20 protein-coding genes, 2 rRNA genes and 1 riboswitch are annotated in these 22,760 nt (G+C 54.2%); all 22 genes read right to left on the reverse strand.

Annotation, left to right across the window (positions count from 1 at the left end):
- Positions 1-8: 8 nt before the first annotated feature.
- Positions 9-2,225, reverse strand: coding sequence for a DNA helicase PcrA (pcrA, locus tag KNP75_RS13685; protein WP_034781291.1), 2,217 nt, complete (start codon positions 2,223-2,225; stop codon positions 9-11).
- A gap of 38 nt (positions 2,226-2,263) precedes the next feature.
- Positions 2,264-2,941: a heptaprenylglyceryl phosphate synthase gene (pcrB, locus tag KNP75_RS13690; protein ID WP_214797637.1), complete on the reverse strand. Its 678-nt coding sequence runs from the start codon at positions 2,939-2,941 to the stop codon at positions 2,264-2,266.
- A 93-nt stretch (positions 2,942-3,034) separates the two neighbouring features.
- Positions 3,035-3,271 (reverse strand): hypothetical protein, encoded by a 237-nt coding sequence (locus KNP75_RS13695; RefSeq protein WP_215190647.1) that lies wholly within the window; start codon positions 3,269-3,271, stop codon positions 3,035-3,037.
- Between the two features lie 12 nt (positions 3,272-3,283).
- Complete coding sequence (locus KNP75_RS13700) at positions 3,284-4,666, reverse strand: TrkH family potassium uptake protein (protein ID WP_052090282.1); 1,383 nt, start codon at positions 4,664-4,666, stop codon at positions 3,284-3,286.
- 36 nt (positions 4,667-4,702) lie between these two features.
- On the reverse strand, positions 4,703-5,008 hold the full coding sequence (locus KNP75_RS13705; protein WP_034781303.1) for a YerC/YecD family TrpR-related protein: 306 nt from the start codon (positions 5,006-5,008) through the stop codon (positions 4,703-4,705).
- A gap of 68 nt (positions 5,009-5,076) precedes the next feature.
- On the reverse strand, positions 5,077-6,819 hold the full coding sequence (locus KNP75_RS13710; protein ID WP_214754297.1) for an adenine deaminase C-terminal domain-containing protein: 1,743 nt from the start codon (positions 6,817-6,819) through the stop codon (positions 5,077-5,079).
- A 179-nt stretch (positions 6,820-6,998) separates the two neighbouring features.
- Positions 6,999-9,284 (reverse strand): putative bifunctional diguanylate cyclase/phosphodiesterase, encoded by a 2,286-nt coding sequence (locus KNP75_RS13715; RefSeq protein WP_353049037.1) that lies wholly within the window; start codon positions 9,282-9,284, stop codon positions 6,999-7,001.
- Between the two features lie 99 nt (positions 9,285-9,383).
- Positions 9,384-10,637, reverse strand: coding sequence for a phosphoribosylamine--glycine ligase (purD, locus tag KNP75_RS13720; protein ID WP_215190649.1), 1,254 nt, complete (start codon positions 10,635-10,637; stop codon positions 9,384-9,386).
- A gap of 13 nt (positions 10,638-10,650) precedes the next feature.
- The gene (gene purH / locus KNP75_RS13725; protein WP_215190650.1) at positions 10,651-12,171 is read right to left on the reverse strand and encodes a bifunctional phosphoribosylaminoimidazolecarboxamide formyltransferase/IMP cyclohydrolase; all 1,521 of its coding nucleotides are present in this window, start codon (positions 12,169-12,171) and stop codon (positions 10,651-10,653) included.
- The gene (purN, locus tag KNP75_RS13730) at positions 12,168-12,746 is read right to left on the reverse strand and encodes a phosphoribosylglycinamide formyltransferase (RefSeq protein WP_215190651.1); all 579 of its coding nucleotides are present in this window, start codon (positions 12,744-12,746) and stop codon (positions 12,168-12,170) included. Before purN ends, purH begins: the two co-directional genes overlap by 4 nt.
- Positions 12,743-13,777 (reverse strand): phosphoribosylformylglycinamidine cyclo-ligase, encoded by a 1,035-nt coding sequence (gene purM / locus KNP75_RS13735; RefSeq protein ID WP_034781315.1) that lies wholly within the window; start codon positions 13,775-13,777, stop codon positions 12,743-12,745. The genes purN and purM overlap by 4 nt, the downstream gene beginning before the upstream one ends.
- A gap of 12 nt (positions 13,778-13,789) precedes the next feature.
- The gene (purF, locus tag KNP75_RS13740; protein ID WP_215190652.1) at positions 13,790-15,199 is read right to left on the reverse strand and encodes an amidophosphoribosyltransferase; all 1,410 of its coding nucleotides are present in this window, start codon (positions 15,197-15,199) and stop codon (positions 13,790-13,792) included.
- Positions 15,175-17,394, reverse strand: a complete 2,220-nt coding sequence (gene purL, locus KNP75_RS13745) for a phosphoribosylformylglycinamidine synthase subunit PurL (protein ID WP_215190653.1) — start codon at positions 17,392-17,394, stop codon at positions 15,175-15,177. The genes purF and purL overlap by 25 nt, the downstream gene beginning before the upstream one ends.
- Complete coding sequence (gene purQ / locus KNP75_RS13750) at positions 17,378-18,058, reverse strand: phosphoribosylformylglycinamidine synthase subunit PurQ (RefSeq protein ID WP_215190654.1); 681 nt, start codon at positions 18,056-18,058, stop codon at positions 17,378-17,380. The genes purL and purQ overlap by 17 nt, the downstream gene beginning before the upstream one ends.
- A complete protein-coding gene (gene purS, locus KNP75_RS13755) occupies positions 18,055-18,297 on the reverse strand; it encodes a phosphoribosylformylglycinamidine synthase subunit PurS (protein WP_021065194.1) in 243 nt (80 codons plus the stop codon). The genes purQ and purS overlap by 4 nt, the downstream gene beginning before the upstream one ends.
- Positions 18,297-18,998 (reverse strand): phosphoribosylaminoimidazolesuccinocarboxamide synthase, encoded by a 702-nt coding sequence (gene purC / locus KNP75_RS13760; RefSeq protein WP_214797640.1) that lies wholly within the window; start codon positions 18,996-18,998, stop codon positions 18,297-18,299. The genes purS and purC overlap by 1 nt, the downstream gene beginning before the upstream one ends.
- A 48-nt stretch (positions 18,999-19,046) precedes the next feature.
- Complete coding sequence (purB, locus tag KNP75_RS13765; RefSeq protein WP_128123959.1) at positions 19,047-20,339, reverse strand: adenylosuccinate lyase; 1,293 nt, start codon at positions 20,337-20,339, stop codon at positions 19,047-19,049.
- Positions 20,336-21,430, reverse strand: coding sequence for a 5-(carboxyamino)imidazole ribonucleotide synthase (purK, locus tag KNP75_RS13770; protein WP_215190655.1), 1,095 nt, complete (start codon positions 21,428-21,430; stop codon positions 20,336-20,338). Before purK ends, purB begins: the two co-directional genes overlap by 4 nt.
- A complete protein-coding gene (gene purE, locus KNP75_RS13775) occupies positions 21,430-21,918 on the reverse strand; it encodes a 5-(carboxyamino)imidazole ribonucleotide mutase (RefSeq protein ID WP_152567786.1) in 489 nt (162 codons plus the stop codon). The genes purK and purE overlap by 1 nt, the downstream gene beginning before the upstream one ends.
- Before the next feature lie 69 nt (positions 21,919-21,987).
- A riboswitch (purine riboswitch) is annotated at positions 21,988-22,089 on the reverse strand.
- 140 nt (positions 22,090-22,229) lie between these two features.
- The gene (locus tag KNP75_RS13780; protein WP_215190656.1) at positions 22,230-22,421 is read right to left on the reverse strand and encodes an NETI motif-containing protein; all 192 of its coding nucleotides are present in this window, start codon (positions 22,419-22,421) and stop codon (positions 22,230-22,232) included.
- 83 nt (positions 22,422-22,504) lie between these two features.
- A 5S ribosomal RNA gene (gene rrf, locus KNP75_RS13785) occupies positions 22,505-22,620 on the reverse strand.
- A gap of 57 nt (positions 22,621-22,677) precedes the next feature.
- Positions 22,678-22,760: ribosomal RNA gene (locus tag KNP75_RS13790) — 23S ribosomal RNA — on the reverse strand; the annotation flags it as partial.

Here is a 22,760-nt window from a genome sequence, read left to right on the forward strand (position 1 = left end):
TGATCACCTCACGCTTTTTCGATTGGGGCAAACTTGGCGAGCAGGCGCTTGATGCCGACTGCAGGGAAAGCGATATCGAGTTCGAGCTGATCGCCTTCGCCACGCGTCTGGACGACCGTGCCTTGACCCCATTTTTTATGATTGGCCTTATCCCCAACGTTCCAACCGATCGATTCGGCGCCGGACGACTGGGCGAGCTTCGGTTTTGGTTTCGAGCTGAAGCCGTTCACCGGAAGTTTCCCCGGCGACTCGACCGGATTCCATGGCATCGCCTTTTTCGCTTTGCCCGAACGCTCCAAGAGCGTCTCTGGCAACTCGTGCAAGAAGCGCGATTCCGGGTTGTTTTGGAAACGACCGTACAACATCCGAGACTGGGCCCGCGTCAAATAGAGACGTTTCTCGGCCCGTGTGATCCCGACGTAGGCGAGGCGACGTTCTTCTTCCATCTCTTCCGGATCGTTCAAGGCACGGCTGTGTGGGAACAACCCTTCTTCCATCCCAATCAAGAAGACGACCGGGAACTCAAGTCCCTTGGCTGAGTGGAGCGTCATGAGTGTGACTTGGTGCAACTCGTCGACTTCTTCGAGCGTGTCGAGGTCCGAGACGAGCGTCAAATCGGTTAGGAAGGCGACGAGTGTCTGCTCGTCACTCTCTTTCTCGAAGTTTTGGGCGACTGAGAGGAACTCTTGCAAGTTCTCGAGGCGGCTCTCGGCTTCAAGCGTCTTCTCGATTTTGAGCATCTCTTCGTAGCCTGACTTCTTCAGCACTTCTTCAATCAATTCGGAAATCGACAAGTAGTCGGCCATTTGACGCAAATCGACCATCAATTGACGGAACTCGGCAAGCTTCGTCGCTGTGCGTGGGGCAATGCCCGACAGTTCGATGTCACGAATCGCTTCCATGAGCGACACACCTTGCATCCCGGCGAAGTCGCCGAGCTTATCGACCGTCGCGGCGCCGATGCCGCGCTTCGGTTCGTTGACAACACGGACGAAGGAGATGTCCTCGTCCGGGTTGGCGATCAAGCGCAAATACGCCAAAATGTCTTTGATTTCTTTTCGTTCATAGAACTTCGTCCCGCCGACCATCTTATACGGGATGTTCGACTTGAGGAGCATCTCTTCAAGTCCACGCGATTGAGCGTTCGTCCGATACAGAACGGCCATTTCGCCGTAATCGACACCCTCTTGACGGAGTTCTTTCATCTGGTTGATGATAAAGAACGCTTCATCTCGATCATCCGAGGCGACGTGAAGGAGCAGTTTCTCCCCTTCGACGTTCTCGGTCCATAGCTTCTTATCTTTTCGGCTCGAGTTGTTTTGAATGACACCGTTCGCCGCTTCCAAAATCCGTTTCGTCGACCGATAGTTTTGTTCGAGCAAGATGACGTGCGCACTCGGGTAATCTTTCTCAAACGTCAAGATATTGGCGATATCGGCCCCGCGCCAGCGATAGATCGACTGGTCCGAGTCACCGACGACACACAAGTTCTCATGCGCTTGCGCGAGCAGTTTAACGAGCGTGTATTGGGCCCGGTTCGTATCTTGATACTCGTCGACATGGATGTATTGGAACTTCTTCTGATAAAACGCGAGCACGTCCGGCGCTTCTTGGAACAGCTGAATCGCCTTCATGATCAAGTCATCAAAGTCGAGCACGTTGTTTTGCTTCAACTTTTTCTCATACGCCGTATAGACGTCCGAGATGACTTTCTCGTATGGGTTGTTACCGACGAGTCCAGCCGCGTCTTGCGGCGTGCGGAGTTCGTTCTTATGGTTCGAGATCATGCCGAGGAGCGTCCGCGGCTCATATTTTTTCGGGTCAAGGTTCAGCTCTTTGAGCACTTGCTTGATTGCCGTCAACTGATCGGACGAGTCGAGAATCGAGAAGTTCCGGTCATAGCGGATACGATCGATGTCGCGGCGCAAAATCCGGACGCACATCGAGTGGAACGTCGAAATCCAAATATCGTCCGCGACACCGCCGACGAGGCGGGCGATCCGGTCTTTCATCTCGCGGGCCGCTTTGTTCGTGAACGTAATCGCGAGAATGTTCCACGGCGCGATTTGTTTCGACGCCATCAAGTAGGCGACGCGATGCGTCAAGACACGTGTTTTCCCAGACCCTGCCCCGGCCATGATGAGGAGCGGCCCGTCCGTATATTTGACCGCCTCCGCTTGCGGAGGGTTCATGCCTTTGACTAGTTCTTCACTCAAGTTATACATAATCGTTTCCTTTCTCCAACCAAACGTTTGTTCTTATTTTATCGAAGTGCTGCGACAGTCGCAAGCGCTCCTTCGAAATTGTCATAAATCACATTACCGACGACGATCGTGTCCGCGTATGCGGCCATCGTCTGAGCTGATTCAAAATCAGTGATGCCGCCCCCATAAAACAAGTGGGCGTCCGGCACCGCCAAACGTACTTCTTTGACGAGCTCGACGGATCCCAGTGTGCCGCTATACTCCACGTAAAGCGAAGGCAAGCGGAACAAGCGATGACCGGCTTCTGCGTAAGCGACCGCCTCTTCGATGGAAAGGTCGGTTTTCGCCTCGGTCACACGGGCCACTTTCGCGTCCGGGTTCAAGACGATATAGCCTTGTCCGGTCACCTGGTCATGAAACAAGTGTCCGTGTCGTTCAAACGCCTTCACTTGATGACCGATGAGCCAGTCGACAGTTCCTGCATTCAGGACGGTCGGAATAAAATAGTGATCGAAGCCTCGAACCACTTGCTCGGGATGGCTCATCTCAAGCGCGAGCGGAATGCCGCACCCTTCGAGTCGGGCATAGAGCGCGAATGTGTTCTCCGCATCGACCCCGTCGGTCCCTCCGATGAGGAAGGCGTCCGTACCGGAGCGGATGAGCGCCGCGAGCGCCGAATCATCGAGCGGTTTATTCGGATCTAGTTTAAACACGTGGCGCCACGATTGAAAATCCATTCGGCTTCCCTCCCCTTCGATACCTTCTCTAGTGTAGCGATTTTTCCCGCCACTTGCATCTGTTGAACAAAAAAAGACTTGCCGAGGCAAGTCTCAAGCACGTCTCGCGTGCGTCTTTCGTTCGCGGGCCGTCATCCACTTGGCGACGAGCAGAGCGAACAGCCCGTACACCGGGATGAACCAGAGCGGATTCGCCAAGAAAAAGCCGAGCACGGGAATATCAAGTAGCGGAGAATCCGGTGAACAGAGCGCCGTTCCGTTCACAACCGCGATGAACGGCAACACCGGGACGGCGAACACGTAACCGAAATTGATCCAAAAAGCTTTCATGTTCTGATCTCCTTACCCTAAGATGATTGATTCTTTCGGATAGTTGTACATCCGTTTCGGCTGTCTCCGCTGCAAAATCAAGATGAAGGCGATGACACCGATGCGTCCAATGAACATTAAAATGGTGAGCACCCACTTGCCGACGTTACTAAATTCGGACGATAGCCCGACCGACAACCCGGTCGTTCCGAACGCCGAGCACGCCTCGAACAAGATACGCGTGAGCGATGCGTCTTCGAAGAACGTCAGCACCATGACCCCGGTCAACAGGACGGCCAGAGACACGGTAATGATGACGAACGCTTTCCAAATGTCCTCAAGCACGATCTCACGTCCGAAGATTTTAATGGACGAGTCCCCGCGAATGAACGCGACGACCCCGAGCACGGCGACGGCGAACGTCGTCGTCCGAATCCCCCCACCGACCGAGGACGGTGACGCCCCGATGAACATCAGAATCGAGAGCAGCAACATGCTGCCTTCCGAGAACAAGTTGACATCGACGGTCGACAACCCCCCGTTTCGCGTCGTCACGGACTGGAACAACGAGTCCGAGAGTGCGAGCCAGAGCGGCAACTCTTTGAACGCGTTATCATACTCAAACAGGAACAAACCGACGGTCCCGATGGCAATCAAGATGAAGAACGTCGATACCGTCAGTTTTGTGAACAGTGAGAACCGGCGTGGGAAATTCTCGCGCTTCCGAATGATTCGGTTCGTCAAATACGTGCGAATCTCGACGAGGACCGGGAACCCGATGGCACCGCCGGTCATGAGCGCGATTTGGGTGAAGATGACGAACGGGTCTTCCCGGAATGGTGCGAGCGAGCTGCCGGTGATGTCGAAGCCGGCGTTCGTCGTCGCACTGATCGAACCGAACAGGCCTTGCAGGAACGCCTCGCTGGCCGTATCGAAGTAATTTAAGTAATGGACCCCAAGCAACACCGCACCGACCGCTTCAATCGCGATAACGGTGATGACAATCTCGGTGATATACTTGACGATTCCAGACATCGACGTCTGGTTTTGGTCACGTAAAATCAGCTGGCGCTCGCGAAAACCGATGCGCTTGCCAAGCAAGATCCACATGATGACGTGAAGACTGATCAACCCGACCCCGCTCACTTGAACGATGAACAAGATGATAAATAATCCGAACGTCGAGAACGTATCGGTCACGACGATCGGGGTCAATCCGGTGACGCTGACACAGCTGACCGCGAAAAAGACGAGATCGGTGAACGTGATCGAGACGCCCGGTTGTCGCGCAATCGGTAAAGCGAGCAAAATGACGGCCAACACGACCGCCGCGCTATAAATCAACACGAGTGTCTGGACCGGTGTCAGCTTCCGAAAGAACAGCTGTAAATTTCGCTTCATAAACTTGTCTTGCATCTCGCCCCTCCTCTCCCATCAAAAACAAGATGACTCTTACGAGTCACCTTCTGATTGTTGTAGACGTTCAAGGGCAAGATCATAGCCGCCTGACCCGTAGTTCAAGCAACGCTTGACGCGGGAAATCGTGGCCGTCGAAGCTCCTGTCGCTTCTTCAATTTTATGGTACGTGCTACCTTCACGAATTTGGCGGGCCACTTCTAGCCGTTGGGCGAGCGCCTGCACTTCGTTCACGGTCGCTAAATCTTCAAATAGTTGATAACAATCTTCGAGTGTATCGAGCTTCAAAATCGCCTCAAACAGCTGATCGAGCTCTCGTCCTCGTAATTTATCGAGTTGCATCCGCAAGCATCCTCTCTCCATCGTACTTCTTTATCATTCTAAAGCACGACCGGCTCGGACTCAACTGTTCATCGTAAAATCGCCGGAAATAGTATTTGTTTCTTCATCACTTCGTAAATTCCGAGCGGTGTGGCCCGCACATATGGCAAGTGCGTCGACGCCAAGAACAAGAGCGTATAGATCGGGTCTTCAAACTTATACCCGCGCGTGAGCAGTTCGGACCGCAACACTTCTTCTTGGACGATCAACTGTTCAATCGGCTCCTTCGACGTCATGCCACAGAGCGGGAGCGGAATTTCCGCGATAATCTCACCACGGTCGACGAGGACGATGCCGCCGCCGAGCTGTTTCATCCGTTCGAACGCCGTCAGCATGTCTTGTTTACATTTCCCTAAGATCAAGTAGTCGCCACTAATCGAATACGAGCTGACGAGCCCGCCAAAGTCGTTGGCAAATCCTTTCAGTACCGTGTTGAGGCGCCACTTTCCTTCTTTATCAAGCAACATGAGGAACGACTCGTCCCCGTCACGCGGCAATTCGTCTTGACCGGTGTCGTGCGAGATTTTGAACAGTTTCATGATGACCGAGTTGACCATGTCGAGCCCGACAGGCATGCTGAACGACAGATCGTTCGGCGTCAGTTCGATGTCGACGTCCGTCGACGGCATGAGCGCGAGCGCCGCATCGACGAGCTCGTTCGGGAACAACGATGCCCCGTCCCGGTAAATCCATTGTCCTTTGGCGATGACGGCGGACGGGCGCGGCTCGTCGATCGCATCAAGAATATTGAGATGGGCGATGCGTCCCGGCGCAATCGAACCGAGGACGTGATCGAGCCCAAAGTGTCGCGCCACGTTCAATGACACGATGCGGTACGCCTCAATCGGCGGCAATCCGGCCTCAATCATGATCTTGATAAGCGCGTCTTGCAGCCCGTCTTGATAAAATCCTGGCGTCGACCCGTCTGTCGTGACCATCACATGATCGAACGCCTCGAGTCCGGCGTCGAGCAGGCCACGGATGAGTCCCGGAAGGTCAGGACGAATCGAAGAATGACGGAGTGTCGTCGTATAGCCGTGTTCGAGCCGGCAGAGCGCTTCTTCGGCCGTCATCGCTTCATGGTCGCTGTGAACACCCATCAGCGCCATCTTCGTCAACGTCTTCGCCGAGGCACCCGGGAAATGCCCTTCGACCGGGAGCCCGCACGTCTCCGCGTCGAGCATCCACTGCAACATCTCGTCATCGCCTTTCAACGTGCGCGGCCATGCCGTCAATTCACCGGCCATGATGACGTCCGGATGATTGAACCAGTCGTGAATCCGCTCGGAATCGACAAGGACACTGTCCCGGTCGAGCTCGGTCTGTGTATCGAGACGCGCCCACCAATATGTGCTCGTCGGAAGCTGTTGGATCGCATCGAGTTGCGCAAACGCTTGCTCCTTATTTTGTAAAAAAAGAAGCATGTTGTCATTCACGAGCGTCGTCGTCCCCCGCTCGCCTGCATACTTCGACAGCGTCGCCGGATTATAAAGTTGGAATGGATGCGCATGTGGCTCGATATAACCAGGCACGATATATTTTCCGGATACGTCCACCGTCTCGACGGCCGCTTTCGGTACATCTGGCCCGACATAGACGATCCGGTCATGCTCGATCCAAATATTTGCTTGTTTCCACTGCTTCACGTACATGTTCAAGTACGTGGCATTCGTCAATACGAGCGAAGGTGGCCTGACTTGGCTCACGACTTCTAGTTGTGACCGAATCATCGCTTTAGACCACGGTGCCCGCGCCGATCGTTTTGTTGGCATCGAACCCAATCCTCCCTTAATCGCCTCGCCATTATTATCAGACAATAATTTTGTAAGCGTTTTCTTTCATCTGTTTCAAGTTTACCTTTTCTATGAAAGGGTCGCAAGTTATGTTGCTAATTGTAACGGAATTCACATGAAATTCACACAAATAAAGACACCTCCCGCAGGAAGTGTCTTCACCAGTCATACATCGTGACCGTTTTCTTCAAGTAATGCTCAAGTTGTGCCAGCGGAACCGGTTTGCTGTAATGGTAACCTTGGATGAGCGAACTGCTATGTTCGAGCACGAACGCGAGCTGCTCGGGACGCTCCACACCTTCCGTGACGATATCGAGACCGAGTGTATGGAACGTTTGATATAACCCTTCGAGCAATGCCCGGTCGAACGTGTTCTCGGGAATCCCTTTGACAAAGTTTTGATCGATTTTAATAATATCGAGTTGAAGCGACTGCAAGAACGAGAGCGACGATGTCCCGACACCAAAGTCATCGAGCGAGATTTTGACGCCGATCGCTTTGAGCGCGTGAATGAACTGCTGAAGCTCATACAGATTCCCGCCGACCTCACTCTCGGTGATTTCGACATGAAGGCGATGAGGGTCAAATCCCGTTTCGGTCAGCACGTGTTCCAATGAAGCTAAAAACGACCCGTCGGCGATTTGGCGTTTCGATACGTTGATCGAAAGGAACAAGTGGTGTCGTTCCACATGATCCTTCATCTCCGTGACCGCCTGTACGAGCACCCAGCGTCCCAAGTCCGAGATAAGGCCGAGCTGCTCGGCGACCGGGATGAACAGGCCAGGGGAAATCTGACCTTTGCCCGGATGATTCCAGCGAATGAGCGCCTCGACTCCCCGTACTGCAAACGGCCGTGGCGATACGATCGGCTGATAATACAGTTCAAACTCATCATGTTCGAGGGCATGGCGCAAATCGCGTTCCATCTCGAGCGTCTGTAAATAATGGCTCCCGTCCTCGATTTCTTGGAACGTCAAGACACGGTTCTTCCCTGACAGTTTCGCCTCGTGAATGACCACGTCGAGCCGCCCCATCATGACCTCATACGTGTGTTGCGGCTCGGCATAGGTGAACACATCGATGCCGATTGTCGCCGCCATCCCTTTCACACCGTTGACATGGGCCCAGTCCTTCAAGTCTTTCGTCAAGTGCCGGGCGACCGGTTGGAGCTGGTCAAGTGTCCAGCCCGGATGGACGAGCATGAACTCATCGGCACCGATGCGAGCGACGAACCCGTCTTCTTTATAGAAGTTGAGCCGTGAGGCGAGATAGATGAGAACAGAATCACCCGTCCGATGTCCGTATTGATCGTTGATCCGGCGGAAGTCATCCAAATCCAATCCGAGCACTCCGATCCGTTCCTGCTTTCCACGCAATGTCGAGAAATAATCTTCTAGCGCGAGCCGGTTCGGAAGAAGCGTCAATGCGTCTCGGAACGCCCGGTCGATCACTTCGGCGCGCGTATCTTCGAGTGCCGCGAGCACCTCGTTCATACTCGTCGCCATCTGTTCGATTTCGTCGTGGCTGTGCGCGTCCCGACTGAGGCGGAGTCGGCTGTCCCGCTCGAGTGTGATGATCTTCAACTCACTCACGATCTCCATCAGCCGCCGAATCACGACCCGGTGAATCGTCCATAACAAAGAGAAGAACAGACCGAACCCGAGGATGACGAGCGCGAGCATGCCGAGCCGCAACATCGTGACCGTATTTTCGTAGTGCGTTTGCGCGACGGTGAACCCGACTTCATAATCGGATTGCTGAAACACCGTGTCGAGTGGGATCACCACATCGGTCCCATCCGTCCCGCTCTTGATGGCCGTCTCTTCTCGACGAACCGGCTGAATCGTCAAGGGTATCTTCGTTTGGGCACTTATATCTGCCATGACCGTCGAATCGACGAACTCGAGCATGATGAGCGTTCCTTGGCGTGGTCCACTACTGTCACTTCGTAGAATCGGATGACTGACATATAACGTCGGGCCAAAATCACTGGCGTATACGCCGTTCTGTGCATCGCTCCGATTGGTCAAGCGAGAGGTAACCGCCCGGATGATCGCTTGTTGGTCGTCTTTCGACAATGACATGGCTGTCGAACGAAACGCCGAGTAGAAAGCTTCCCCCTCGTTGTCCAAATAGACGATAGCGTTGACGCTCAAGTTCTCGAGCGACTGTTCACTGATGTTACTTTGGATATAAGCGGCATTTCGTCGCTGCACGAACGTGTACGTATCATTCCAGACAGCCCAGTCGATGAGTGTGCGCTCGAGTGTGCTCTTCCGATTGGCGAGCGTCTCAGATACGCTCGCGATTTGACTCTCGACTGTTTGACGATCTTGCTCCATGCTTTTCTCGATGAAATATGGTCGTACCCCAAAAAAGATGACACCGACAAACACAATTATATTCACGGCCACCGCAATCATGAGCTTCGTCCGAATGCGCACGTCGACCACCTTCTTCCTTCAATCTACTCCATTATTGTAGAGCAGGAAGTACGGATTCCCTTCTTTTCGCATGAAAAAAAGGACGGGTTGACCCATCCTTTAAAAAATCTGAGCCAACGCCCGCCCTCCGATATCACGTCGGTAAAACGTCTGTGGCAAATCAAGTTGTTCGAGTGCCGTATAGACGGCCGTCTTCGCTTCAAGCAACGTCGGTTTCGTCGACGTGAGGACGAACAATCGCCCTCCGTTACCGATGATGTGGGTCCCGTCCCGGGTCGTCCCCGCATGGAACACGAGCACATCGTCTGGCAAGTCACCGAAGCCTGACAGTACCTGCCCGGTCGTCGCTCGATCAGGATAGCCTTCTGCCGCGACGACGACTCCAATCGTATAGCCTTCTACCCATTCAATCGGATACGGTTTTTGGTCCACGACCGCCTCGATGACGCCGAGGAGAGGAGATGCAAAGTTAGGAAGAATGACCTCGGTCTCGGGATCGCCAAATCGAGCGTTGAACTCGATCACTTTCGGGCCATCCGCCGTCAAGATGAGGCCCGCATACAAGAACCCTTCGAACGGTGTGCCCCGCTCGACCATCGTCCGCGCCAGCGGGAAGAGCACACGTTCGACCGCCTCTTGATACACAGCATCATCTAAGTGGGGCATCGGACTGTAGGCGCCCATGCCGCCCGTATTCGGTCCTGCGTCTCCGTCATAGGCACGCTTATGATCTTGTGACGTGATCATCGGGATAACGTGCTCCCCTGACACGAACGCCATGAGCGAGAACTCTTCTCCATCCAAAAATTCTTCGATGACGACACGTGATTGGTCCCCAAACTTATCGGTATCGAAAATGTCATGGATGGCTGCTCTCGCCTCTTCAAGTGTGAACGCGACGGTCACCCCTTTACCGGCGGCGAGTCCGTCCGCTTTGACGACGAGCGGCGCTTCGAGTTGATCGATCTGTCGGAGCGCTGACTCGGCGTCGGTGAACGTGTCGTACCCTGCGGTCGGGATATTGGCTTCACGCATCACTTCTTTCGCGAACGCTTTACTGCCTTCAAGCAACGCCGCCGCCTTCGTCGGTCCAAAGATTTTTTGTCCATGAGCTTGAAACACATCGACGACACCGGCCATGAGGGCCGACTCTGGACCAACGATCGTCCAGTCAATCGCCTCGCGTTTCGCAAACTCGACAAGGCCAGAGACATCTGTCTCTTCGATTGGTACACACGTCACGTCGCCCATATTAAGATTACCCGGAGCGACGAACACCTCATGTCCGTCTTGTCTCAACTTCCAAGCGAGCGCGTGCTCACGCCCGCCGCGTCCAATGACGAGTACGTTCATCTTATCGCTCCTCTCAATGTTTGAAGTGTCGAACTGACGTGAACACCATCGTGATGCCGTGACGGTTCGCCGCTTCAATCGACTCCTCGTCACGAATTGATCCGCCTGGTTGAATGATGGCCGTGATCCCGGCTGCGGCTGCGGCTTCGACCGTATCGCCCATCGGGAAGAACGCATCGCTACCGAGAGCGGCCCCTTGAGCACGTTCACCCGCTTGTTCGAAAGCGATTTTCGCCGCGCCGACGCGGTTCATCTGTCCCGCACCGATGCCGATCGTCGTCTCATCTTTGGCGACGACGATGGCGTTTGATTTCACGTGCTTAACGACACGCCACGCAAGTTTCAAGTCTTCCCATTCAGACGCCGTCGGACGACGGTCCGTCACAATTTGGCATGACGCATCATCGAGTGTGACGTCGTCCCCATCTTGTACGAGGAGACCGCCCGCGACGGCTGTCAAGCGCATCCCTGTCATCTGGCCCATATCGAGCGTCAATAACCGAAGATTCTTTTTCTCTTTCAATCGGTCAAGTGCTGCCTCGCTAAAGGATGGCGCGATAATGATTTCTAGGAAGATGTTACGGAGGGCCTCTGCCGTTTCCACATCGACTTCACGGTTCAAGGCGACGATGCCCCCAAAAATCGAGACCGGATCGGCCGCATGGGCTCTTGAGAACGCTTGGCTGATCGTCTGTCCGACAGCGACACCGCACGGGTTCATATGTTTGACGACGACCGCTGCCGGCTCCGTCAATTCACTGAGCGCCTCGAGCGCCGCATTCGTATCTTGGATATTGTTATATGAGAGTTCTTTCCCATGGAGCTGCTTCGCGTTCGCGAGCGTCATCCCGTGATAGAGCGGCGTCTTATAAAACGCTGCCTGCTGGTGCGGGTTTTCCCCGTAACGGAGGTCTTGTACTTTCTCATACGTGACCGTGAGCTGTTCCGGGAACGTCTCGCCGATCTGCTGCCCTAAATAGTCGGCAATCAAGGCGTCATACGCCGCCGTGTGACGGAACGCTTTTGTGGCAAGACGTTGACGTGTTTCGAACGTCGTCCCGCCGGCACGAACCGCTTCGGCCACATGACCGTAGTCGGCCGGGTCAACGACGACCGTCACGCTGGCATGGTTTTTCGCGGCCGAACGGAGCATGCTCGGTCCACCGATATCGATATTCTCAATCGCTTCATCATACGTCGCGTTCTCTTTCGCAATCGTTTCTTTGAACGGGTACAAGTTGACGACGACATAGTCGATTGGCTCAATGTCGTGGTCTTTCATCTGTTCGACGTGCGAATCTAAGTCGCGGCGTCCGAGAAGTCCGCCATGTACGAGCGGATGGAGCGTCTTCACGCGACCATCGAGCATCTCTGGGAACGATGTCACTTCCGAGATATTTTTTACGGGAAGACCGGCCGCGATGAGCGCCGCTTCCGTCCCGCCTGTCGAAATGAGTTCGATGCCCGCTTCATGCAACGCCTGCGCGAGCTCGACGATTCCTGTTTTATCTGACACACTCAGTAATGCTCTCACTTGAAAACCTCCTGTTGGATAAACACTTGTTGTAGTACGTGCGGATAGAGCTGATGCTCGACCGCTTGGATGCGTCTTGCCGCTTCCATAGCATCACAGCCTGCGATGGCGACTTCTTTTTGGGCAATCATCGGCCCCGTATCCATCCCGGCATCGACGTAATGGACGGTGACACCGCTCGTCGGCACGTTCGCCGCGAGCGCCTGACCGATGGCGTCTTTTCCAGGGAACGCCGGTAAGAGCGACGGATGGATGTTGATAATATGGTTCGGATATGCTGACAGCAATACGTCCCCAATCAACCGCATATACCCGGCCAAGACGATATAGTCGGCGCCGAGCGTCTGTAACAAGACGAGAATCTCTTGTTCGAATTCCGCTTTTGACGCATATGCCTTCGGTTCGAACGAGAAGCTCGCGATGTTGAACCGATCCGCCCGCTCGAGTACTTTCGCTTCTGGTTTGTCCGTGACGAGCAGGACACATTCCCCTGACAAGTCGCCTCGGTCGATGGCTTGCCAAATCGCTTCGGCGTTGCTACCGGACCCGGAGGCGAAGATGGCAAATTTTTTCACTGGTCGACCCCCATGATGCGGACGCCCGGTTTGGCATCAACTTTCCCGATACGGTGCGACGTCTCTCCAGCGCGTTCGAGTGCGGCTTCGACGGCTTCGACATCTTCAGGCCGGACCGTGATCATGAAGCCGATGCCCATATTGAATACGTTGAACATCTCTTGTTTCGAGACGTGCCCGACTTGCTCGAGCCAGTCGAACACGGGCAGACTCGGCCAATTCGAGGCGTCGAACGTGACACCGAGACCTTCCGGCAGCATGCGTGGCACGTTCTCGTAAAAACCGCCGCCCGTGATATGGGCCATGCCTTGGACACGCCCCGTCGCGATGGCCGCTTTCGCCGCCTCGGAATAGATGCGCGTCGGCAACAAAAGGGCGTTCCCGAGCGTCGTATCGAGCATGGCGATCTCGTCGGTGTAGGCAAGGCCTTGCGACTCGACGATATGGCGGACGAGCGAGAATCCGTTCGAATGGACACCGGATGATGCTAAACCTAGGACGATGTCCCCCGCTTCGATCGTCCGGCCATCGATGAGTGCTTCCTTCTCGACGACACCGACGGCGAATCCAGCGATATCGTACTCGCCGTCCGGATACATACCCGGCATCTCGGCCGTCTCGCCTCCGACGAGGGCACAGCCCGCTTGGACGCAACCTTCGGCGACCCCTGCGACGATGCGCTCGAGTTTGGCCGGTTCTGCCTTGCCGGTCGCGATATAGTCTAAGAAATAAAGCGGTTCGGCCCCGTGGACGAGACAGTCGTTGACACACATCGCCACACAGTCAATTCCAATCGTATCATGTTGGTCGAGCGCGAACGCGAGTTTGAGTTTCGTGCCGACTCCATCCGTTCCGCTGACGAGAATCGGATGTTTCAACTGCATCGAGCCGAGGTCGATCATCGCCCCAAAACTGCCGAGCCCGGTCATCACTTCTGGACGCATCGTCCGTGCAACGTGACGCTTCATGCGTGATACTGCTTCATAGCCTGCTTCTAAATTCACACCCGCTTGTTCATATCTTAAACTCATCGTCAGTCCCCCTCAAGCTTTTGTCTCTGTTACAAGTTCCGCCAGTTCAGTTGGATAAAGTCCGGTGAAGCAAGCGGCACACTGCCCGCGCAAGTTCCCTTCGAACGGCCGGTCGATCGCTTCGACCGTTCCGTCCAATGTGAGGAACGCCAGTGAATCGGCCCCAATCTCTTCTTTAATCTCTTCGATGGATTTGGTGGCCGCAATCAACTCTTCCTTTGATGATGTATCGATGCCGTAATAGCACGGATGCTTGATTGGTGGTGACGTGATGCGAACATGCACCTCGGTCGCCCCGGCTTCACGGAGCAACTTGACGATGCGTCTGCTCGTCGTACCGCGGACGATCGAATCGTCGACCATGATAACCCGTTTTCCGTTCACGACGCCTCGAAGCGCTGACAGCTTCATCTTGACACCGCGCTCCCGTAGTTCTTGCGACGGCTGAATAAACGTCCGGCCGACATAGCGGTTTTTGATGAGTCCCATCTCGTACGGGATTCCGCTCGCCTCAGCGTAACCGATGGCCGCCGAGATGCTCGAGTCCGGGACGCCGGTGACGACGTCCGCTTCGACCGGTGCCTCGTCGAACATCTTCTTCCCCATCGCCTTACGGGCGGTGTGCACGTTGACGCCATCGATGATTGAGTCCGGGCGCGAGAAGTAGATGTATTCCATGGAACACATCGCGCGGACCGATGCCTCGCTGTACCGCTCCGACACGATCCCGTCTTGCGTGATCATCAACAGTTCCCCTGGCTCGACATCGCGTACGTACGTCGCCCCCACGACGTCGAACGCACATGTCTCTGAGGCGAACACGTAGGCTCCGTCCTCGGTCTGGCCGAGCGAGAGCGGGCGCAAGCCGTGAACGTCGACACCGACGTAGAGCGCGTCTTCCGTCAAGAAGAGGAAGGCGAACGCGCCGACGAGACGGGCCAAGCTATCTGCAATCCGCTCTTTCATCGAGTTGCCGCGGCTTCGTTTAATCAAGTGGGCGACGACTTCCGTGTCAGATGTCGTCTGAAAGATGGCACCTCCCGCTTCGAGCATATGTTTCAATTCGTTGGCGTTGACGAGGTTACCGTTATGCGCCATCGCCAAGTCGCCCGTAAGCGACTTGAAGTGGAGCGGTTGGACGTTCTCGAGCGTGTTGCCGCCTGCCGTCGAATAACGGACGTGACCGATGGCGTGATGCCCGGTCAATGCGTCGAGCGACGGTTCATCGAACACTTCAGCGACGAGGCCAAGTCCGCGTTTGGCGTGCAAACGCTCGCCGTCAGCCGTGACGATGCCTGTCCCTTCTTGTCCCCGGTGTTGCAGGCTGTGGAGGCCGTAGTAGGCGAGGTGTGACGCTTCGTGGTGATTAAAAACCCCGAATACCCCGCACTCCTCGTTCATGCCTCGGATGTCATATAACATGGAATAGCTCCTTCCCATACCCGTTCAAGTTCCGTGACGTCCATTTCGATGAGGCGGTCGCTCGCACGGACCGTCAATTGTGGCGTGTCTGTCACCTGTCCGATGCGTGTCGCCTTCGTCAACTTCGCGAACGCATCAGCCTGATGTGGCGCGACTGTGACGAGGAACCGTGACTGTGATTCGCTGAAAAGTGTCGTCACGAGATCTGCGTCGACTGTGACATCTGCGCCGAAGCCCGTGCCGAACACGAGCTCAGGAAGTGCCGCGGCCAGTCCACCTTCCGATACGTCGTGAGCCGCTGTGACAAGACCTTCCCGAATCGCCGTAAGCAATACTTGTTGCTGACGGCTCTCTGTCTCGAGGTCAAGCATCGGCGCCTGTCCGCTCACTTTACCGTCTTGCAGCATTTGGAGCGCACTACCGCCGAATTCTGGTTTCGTCTCCCCGAGTAGGAAGATGATGTCGCCTGCTGCTTTCGCGAACGACGTCGTGATATGTTCCGGCTTGTCGATCAAGCCGACCATGCCGACGACCGGCGTCGGATAAATCGCCGTCCCGTTCGACTCATTGTAAAGCGAGACGTTTCCGCCGATGACCGGTGTATCGAGGGCACGGCACGCTTCGGCCATCCCTTCGACAGCTTGGTCGAGCTGCCAGAAGCCTTCTGGTTTGTCCGGGCTACCGAAGTTCAAGCAGTCGGTGAGGGCGAGTGGTGTGGCACCGCTGGCGACGATGTTGCGCGCTGCCTCTGCGACCGCAATCGCACCACCGACACGTGGGTCTAGGTACACGTACTTGGCGTTGCAGTCCGTCGTCATCGCGAGTGCTTTGTCTGTGTCGCGAATGCGGATGACGGCCGCATCACTTCCTGGGGCGACGACGGTCGACGTTTGGACCATATGGTCGTATTGCTCATACACCCAGCGTTTCGAAGCGATTGTCGGCATGGCGAGCACGTCTTTCCATGTCGAGAGGACGTCCGTGACGACCGGTTGGACCGGTGCCATCGCTTGGAACGTCTCATAGTATGCCGGTACTTTTGACGGCTTATGGTAAACCGGTGCGTCTTCTGCGAGCGCGTCGACTGGTACTTCGGCCGCGACTTCCCCGTGATGGAGCAGACGGAGCACTTTGTCTTCGATGACTTCACCGACTTTGATCGCATGAAGTCCCCACTTCGTGACAATCGCTTCGATCTCATCTTCATGTCCTGCCTTGACGACGAGGAGCATCCGCTCTTGTGACTCGGACAACATCATCTCGTAAGGCGTCATGTTAGCCTCGCGTTGTGGGACGAGGTCGAGGTTCATCTCGATGCCCATGCCTGCCTTCGATGCCATCTCGGCCGAAGACGACGTGAGACCGGCTGCTCCCATGTCCTGGATGCCGACGAGGGCCGGGTGCTTGATGACTTCCAAGCACGCCTCAATCAACAGTTTCTCCATGAACGGGTCACCGACTTGGACGGCCGGGCGTTTCTCGTCCGCGTCCTCACCGAGTTCTTCCGAGGCGAACGTCGCTCCGTGAATGCCGTCGCGTCCTGTCGTCGCCCCGACATACATCACTGAGTTGCCGACACCTTCGGCAATCCCTTTTTGAATGTCTTCATGGCGAATGAGCCCGACACACATCGCGTTGACGAGCGGGTTACCCGCATAGGCCGGGTCGAACGCGACTTCCCCACCGACCGTCGGGATACCGACACAGTTGCCGTACCCGGCGATGCCGGAGACGACATGACCGAAGAGATGTTTCACACGTGATTCGTTCAAATCTCCGAAGCGGAGCGAGTTAAGGAGTGCGACCGGTCGCGCGCCCATCGAGAAGATGTCGCGGATAATCCCGCCGACACCTGTCGCCGCACCTTGGTACGGCTCAATCGCCGACGGATGGTTATGGCTCTCAATTTTGAAAGCGACGGCCTGGCCATCGCCGATATCGACGATGCCAGCACCTTCCCCAGGTCCTTGAAGGACATGTTTCCCGGTTGTCGGGAATTTCCGGAGGACAGGCTTCGAGTTTTTGTACGAACAGTGTTCAGACCACATGACCGAGAATAACCCAATCTCGGTGTAGTTCGGCTCACGACCGAGCAGTGAGACGACGAGCGCGTATTCCTCATCGGTCAATCCCATCGTGGCGTAAAGTCGCTCTTCACGGATGTGTGTTGCTGTCGGTTCAGTTGTAAGTAGCATGTCGAGTCCCCCATTTCACCATCGAAGTGAATAATCGTTTGCCGTCTTCCCCGCCGAGCAATACTTCGACCGCTCGCTCCGGGTGCGGCATCATTCCGAGTACGTTGCCTTGTACGTTCGTGATCCCTGCAATATTCGCGACCGATCCATTCGGGTTGTCGGTATATGTGAAGGCGATTTGCCCATTGCTACGAAGCGTCTCAAGCGTCGCCTCGTCACAGTAGTAGTTGCCTTCCCCGTGCGCGATTGGGACTTGGATTGTTTCCCCGAGTGCATAATCGTTCGTGAACATCGTCTCGTTCGTCTCGACTTTCAATTCGACCGTCTTGCACATGAACTTCAAATCACGGTTACGCATCAATACGCCCGGTAGGAGTCCAGCTTCGACGAGCACTTGGAAACCGTTGCAGACGCCGAGTACCGGACGCCCTTCTTCTGCGAACCGTTTGACTTCACTCATAATCGGTGAGAACTGGGCGATGGCGCCGCAGCGCAAGTAATCCCCATATGAGAATCCGCCTGGCAGGAGCACACCGTCGTAACCGTCAAGCGACGTTTCCGTATGGAACACATAGTCCGCTTCTTCGCCGAGGACATCTTTTACAGCGTGATACATGTCGAGGTCACAGTTTGATCCCGGGAAGACGATGACAGCGAATTTCATGCGAGTACCCCCATCTCGATCCGATAGTTCTCGATGACCGTGTTGACGAGCAACTTCTCACACATGTCACGGACCATCGCTTCGGTCGTCTCATCGGCGACTTGAAGCTCGATGACTTTCCCGATGCGTACTGATTCAACGCCTGTAAAGCCGAGATGTTCGAGTCCGCCTTTGACGGCGACGCCTTGTGGATCGAGTACACTTTCACGTAATGTCACGTACACGTTTACTTTTTTCATCAGTTCATTCCCCCTATGCGTGTTAACAACTGGCTATACGTATCTGTCAGAGATCCGAGGTCTCTGCGGAAAACATCTTTATCGAGCTTTTGTTTCGTCTCTTTGTCCCAGAGTCGGCACGTGTCCGGCGAAATCTCATCGGCGAGGATGATCGTACCGTCGACTTTACCAAACTCGAGTTTGAAGTCGATCAAATCGATGCCGTGTTCGTTGAAGAAGTCAAGTAACACATCGTTGACCCACAGCCCAAGTTGTCGCAATGTTTCGACTTCTTTGTGTGTGGCGACTTGCAGTAAACGGATATGGTCCTCTGTTAAGAGTGGATCTCCGAGTGCGTCATCTTTATAGTAGAACTCGACGATTGGTGACAGGAGCGGTGTCCCTTCTTCCCAACCGAGTCGTTTCGCAAGGCTTCCGGCGGCGATGTTGCGAACGACGACCTCAAGCGGAATGATGTCGACACGGCGCACGAGCTGCTCGCGATCCGATAGTCGCTTAATGAAATGCGTCGGAATCTTGTTATCGTGCATGAGTTCGAACAAGCGCGTCGTGATAGCATTGTTTAACACGCCTTTGCCGGCGATTGATTCTTTCTTCTCCCCGTTAAATGCTGTCGCGTCGTCTTTATAATAGACGCGGAGCACACCCTGTTCTTCTGTCTCGAATAACGCTTTTGCCTTACCTTCGTAAATTGCTTCCATCTGTATCGTCCCCCTTAAAAGTGAGAGGGGCATGACGCCCCTCAACGATCACAAACCACAGCGTTCAAAAATGACATCGACACGGCGCACGTGATGGCTCGGGTCGAATAGGTCGTCGAGCTCGTCACTCGTGAAGAGTGCGCCCATCTCGGCGTCTTGTTCAATCAAGGTGCGGAACATCGTCTCTTCTTCCCATGCTTGCATCGCCTTCGGTTGAACGGCATCATACGCGGCTTCGCGCGACCATCCTTTTTCAATCAATGCGAGCAAGATGCGTTGGGAGAAGATAATGCCAAACGTCCGGTCCATGTTCCGGCGCATATTGTCCGGGAAGACCGTCAAGTTCTTCACGATATTGCCAAAGCGGTTCAACATGTAGTTGAGGAGACTCGTCGCATCCGGAAGAATGATCCGTTCTGCTGATGAGTGTGAGATGTCACGTTCATGCCAGAGGGGAACGTTCTCATACGCCGTCACCATATGACCGCGAATGACACGGGCCAGGCCGGTCATGTTCTCTGAACCGATCGGGTTACGTTTATGCGGCATCGCTGACGACCCTTTCTGACCTTTGGCGAAGAATTCTTCGACCTCACGTGTCTCTGTCTTTTGGAGGCCGCGAATCTCTGTCGCCATCTTCTCGATCGATGTGGCGATTAAAGCAAGTGTCGACATGTACTCGGCGTGACGGTCACGTTGTAACGTCTGTGTCGAAATCGGTGCCGCTTGAATCCCTAATTTGTCACATACATACGACTCGATGAACGGATCGATGTTTGCGAACGTGCCGACCGCACCACTCATCTTGCCGAACTCAATCGTCTCACGGGCTGCCATGAACCGCTTCTTGTTGCGCTTCATTTCTTCGTACCAAAGGGCGAGTTTCAATCCGAACGTCGTCGGTTCTGCGTGAACACCGTGTGTACGGCCCATCATGATGTCATACTTATGTGCTTTCGCTTTCTCAGCGAGGATCTCGATGAAGCGGTCGATGTCAGCTTCTAAAATATCGTTTGCTTGCTTAATCAAGTACGATAAGGCCGTATCGACGACGTCTGTCGAAGTCAGTCCGTAATGCACCCACTTCTTCTCTTCTCCAAGCGTCTCTGAGACGGCACGCGTGAAGGCGATGACGTCATGGCGCGTCTCTTGCTCGATCTCCAAGATGCGTTCGACATCAAACGATGCTTTGTCCCACAGGACCGCGACATCTTCTTTTGGAATGACGCCTAGCTCGCTCCACGCCTCACATGCGTAAAGTTCTACTTGAAGCCATGCCTCAAATTTGTTTTGGTCTGTCCAAATCGCCGCCATCTCGGGACGGGTATAACGTGAAATCATAAAACGGTCTCCTTCCAGATTGCCAATTGTTCGATGGTCTGAAGCGCTTCTTCGACGGAATCGGCGAGCACGTTCAAGTGCCCCATCTTCCGACCAGTCTTCGCTGCTTCTTTTCCATACAAATGTAGTTTAACATTCGACGGTAACGTTTGCGGATTCAGCTCATTCATATGTTCGCCTAACAGGTTAACCATCACGACCGGGGTGTGGAGTGTCGTACGACCGAGCTTCATACCAGTGATTGCCCGTACATGTTGCTCGAACTGGGACGTCTCACAGGCGTCAATCGTGTAATGCCCTGAATTGTGGGGACGGGGAGCAAGTTCATTCACATACAAGGAACCATCTTCCATGATGAACAGTTCAACCGCAAGCGTTCCAATCAATCCGATGTGGTCAGCGAGTTGAAGGGCCAAATGCCGAGCCTCTTCCAAAATGTCTTGTTCCACTCGTGCCGGCACTATCGATAAGTGTAAAATATTTTGATGATGAATATTCTCGCTGATCGGGAACGTTGTCGTCGCGTGAGCCCCTCTCGTTACGATGACCGAAATTTCTTTTTTAAAAGGCAGCCAAGCTTCGGCCACGTACTCCGTCTCTTCGAACTGATCCGTAAATGTGCGAACATCTTGCTCCGTCCGCAAGACCGTTTGGCCTTTTCCGTCATATCCGAATCGGCACGTCTTGATGACGAATGGGAGGCCTAACACGTCTCTTGCTCGGGTGACGTCTCGGAGGGAACGAACTGGAACATATGGAGCGACGTGAAGGCCCGCACCTTCAATCATTTGCTTCTCATAGAGCCGATGCTGTGTCGCCTTTAAGACATCCATCCCTTGCGGACACTTGTCAGCGATAGCTTCAATCATCGCTGTGTCGATATTTTCGAATTCGTATGTGATGACGTCTGAACGCTGAGCGAGTTCACGAGCTGCTGTTACGTCGTCAAATGTAGCCACGATGCTTGGCGCGACTTGAGCGGCCGGTGCGTTTGGGTTTGGATCAAGACTTAGCGTTTCGTATCCCATAGCACTCGCGCTGAGTGACATCATCCGACCTAGCTGGCCTCCGCCTAAAATTCCGATTCTCATCAAATCAGCTCCTCTGTCGCTTTGAGTGCCATATCTCGTTTCACTTGGCGGTAAACCTCGAGACGTTCAATCAATTCAGAAGATTGGAGGCTCAAGATTTGCGCCGCGAGAAGACCTGCGTTCGTCGCCCCAGCTCGACCGATGGCGACGGTTGCGACCGGTACACCTGCAGGCATTTGAACAATCGAGAGCAATGAATCAAGTCCGTTTAACGCCTTCGATTGTACTGGTACCCCGATGACGGGTAATGTGGTCTTTGCAGCGACCATACCTGGTAAGTGAGCTGCGCCTCCCGCTCCTGCGATAATGACCTGTATGCCCCTTGCCCGAGCTTCCTCAGCGTAGTCGAACATTAAGTCCGGCGTCCGATGCGCCGAGACAACTTGTTTTTCATATGGAATACTCAACTCTTCAAGGATCTCACAAGCATGGCTCATTGTTTCCCAATCGGAAGAACTACCCATGATCACACCTACTGTTGCCTTCACTTAAATGTCCCCCTTAAAAAAAGAAATCCCTAAACCGAATAACCAGTTTAGGGTATAGACCACGACAAAAAAATGTCGACTATACCCCATAGTCTGATCAGAGTCGGCGATCAGGTAGAAACTTGCGAGCCATTTCCTCGCGATTATATGGAGCACTATTTAATTTGTTCTTAACTCACACGCCTATCGTACCTTGTTCATTCAAAACATGTCAACAAACAGCGAACAATTTAATTGTCTGAATATTTATCGTTCGTCTTTAGGCTCATTAAAACACAAAAAAACCGCCACTCATTCGTGACGGTTTGGCATTATGGTTGGAGAGCAACGCACTCAAATAAAATCGACTGATGGGAATGTACAGGTTCGTCTTTGGTTCCCGTTTGTTCAAAGACAGGCTTCTCAATCCTACGTACCGGGCGATACCCCATTTGAGCAATTCGATTTAAACACTCATCGATTGTCTCGTTTGGCTCGACGTATACTTTGATTTTTTTGGCCATCTGTTCTTCCTCTCTTTCATTTGAATCGCGATATAAATAAAAAAAGCGGCGGCCCTTGAGCGAATGCTCCAGAACCACCGTTTGCCTGGCGACGTCCTATCCTCACAGGGGGAGACCCCCAACTACTTTCGGCGCTGAAGTGCTTAACTTCCGTGTTCGGCATGGGAACGGGTGTGACCACTTCGCCATCGCCACCAGACAAGAGAGATCGTTCTCTCAAAACTGAAGACTCATCAATTCACTCAAACCGTTAGACTAGATCAAAGCCTCGACCGATTAGTATCATTCAGCTCCACACGTCGCCGTGCTTCCACCCATGACCTATCTACCTCATCGTCT

It is taken from the genome of Exiguobacterium sp. s6, assembly GCF_018618155.1.
In the GTDB taxonomy this organism is placed as follows: domain Bacteria; phylum Bacillota; class Bacilli; order Exiguobacteriales; family Exiguobacteriaceae; genus Exiguobacterium; species Exiguobacterium mexicanum_A.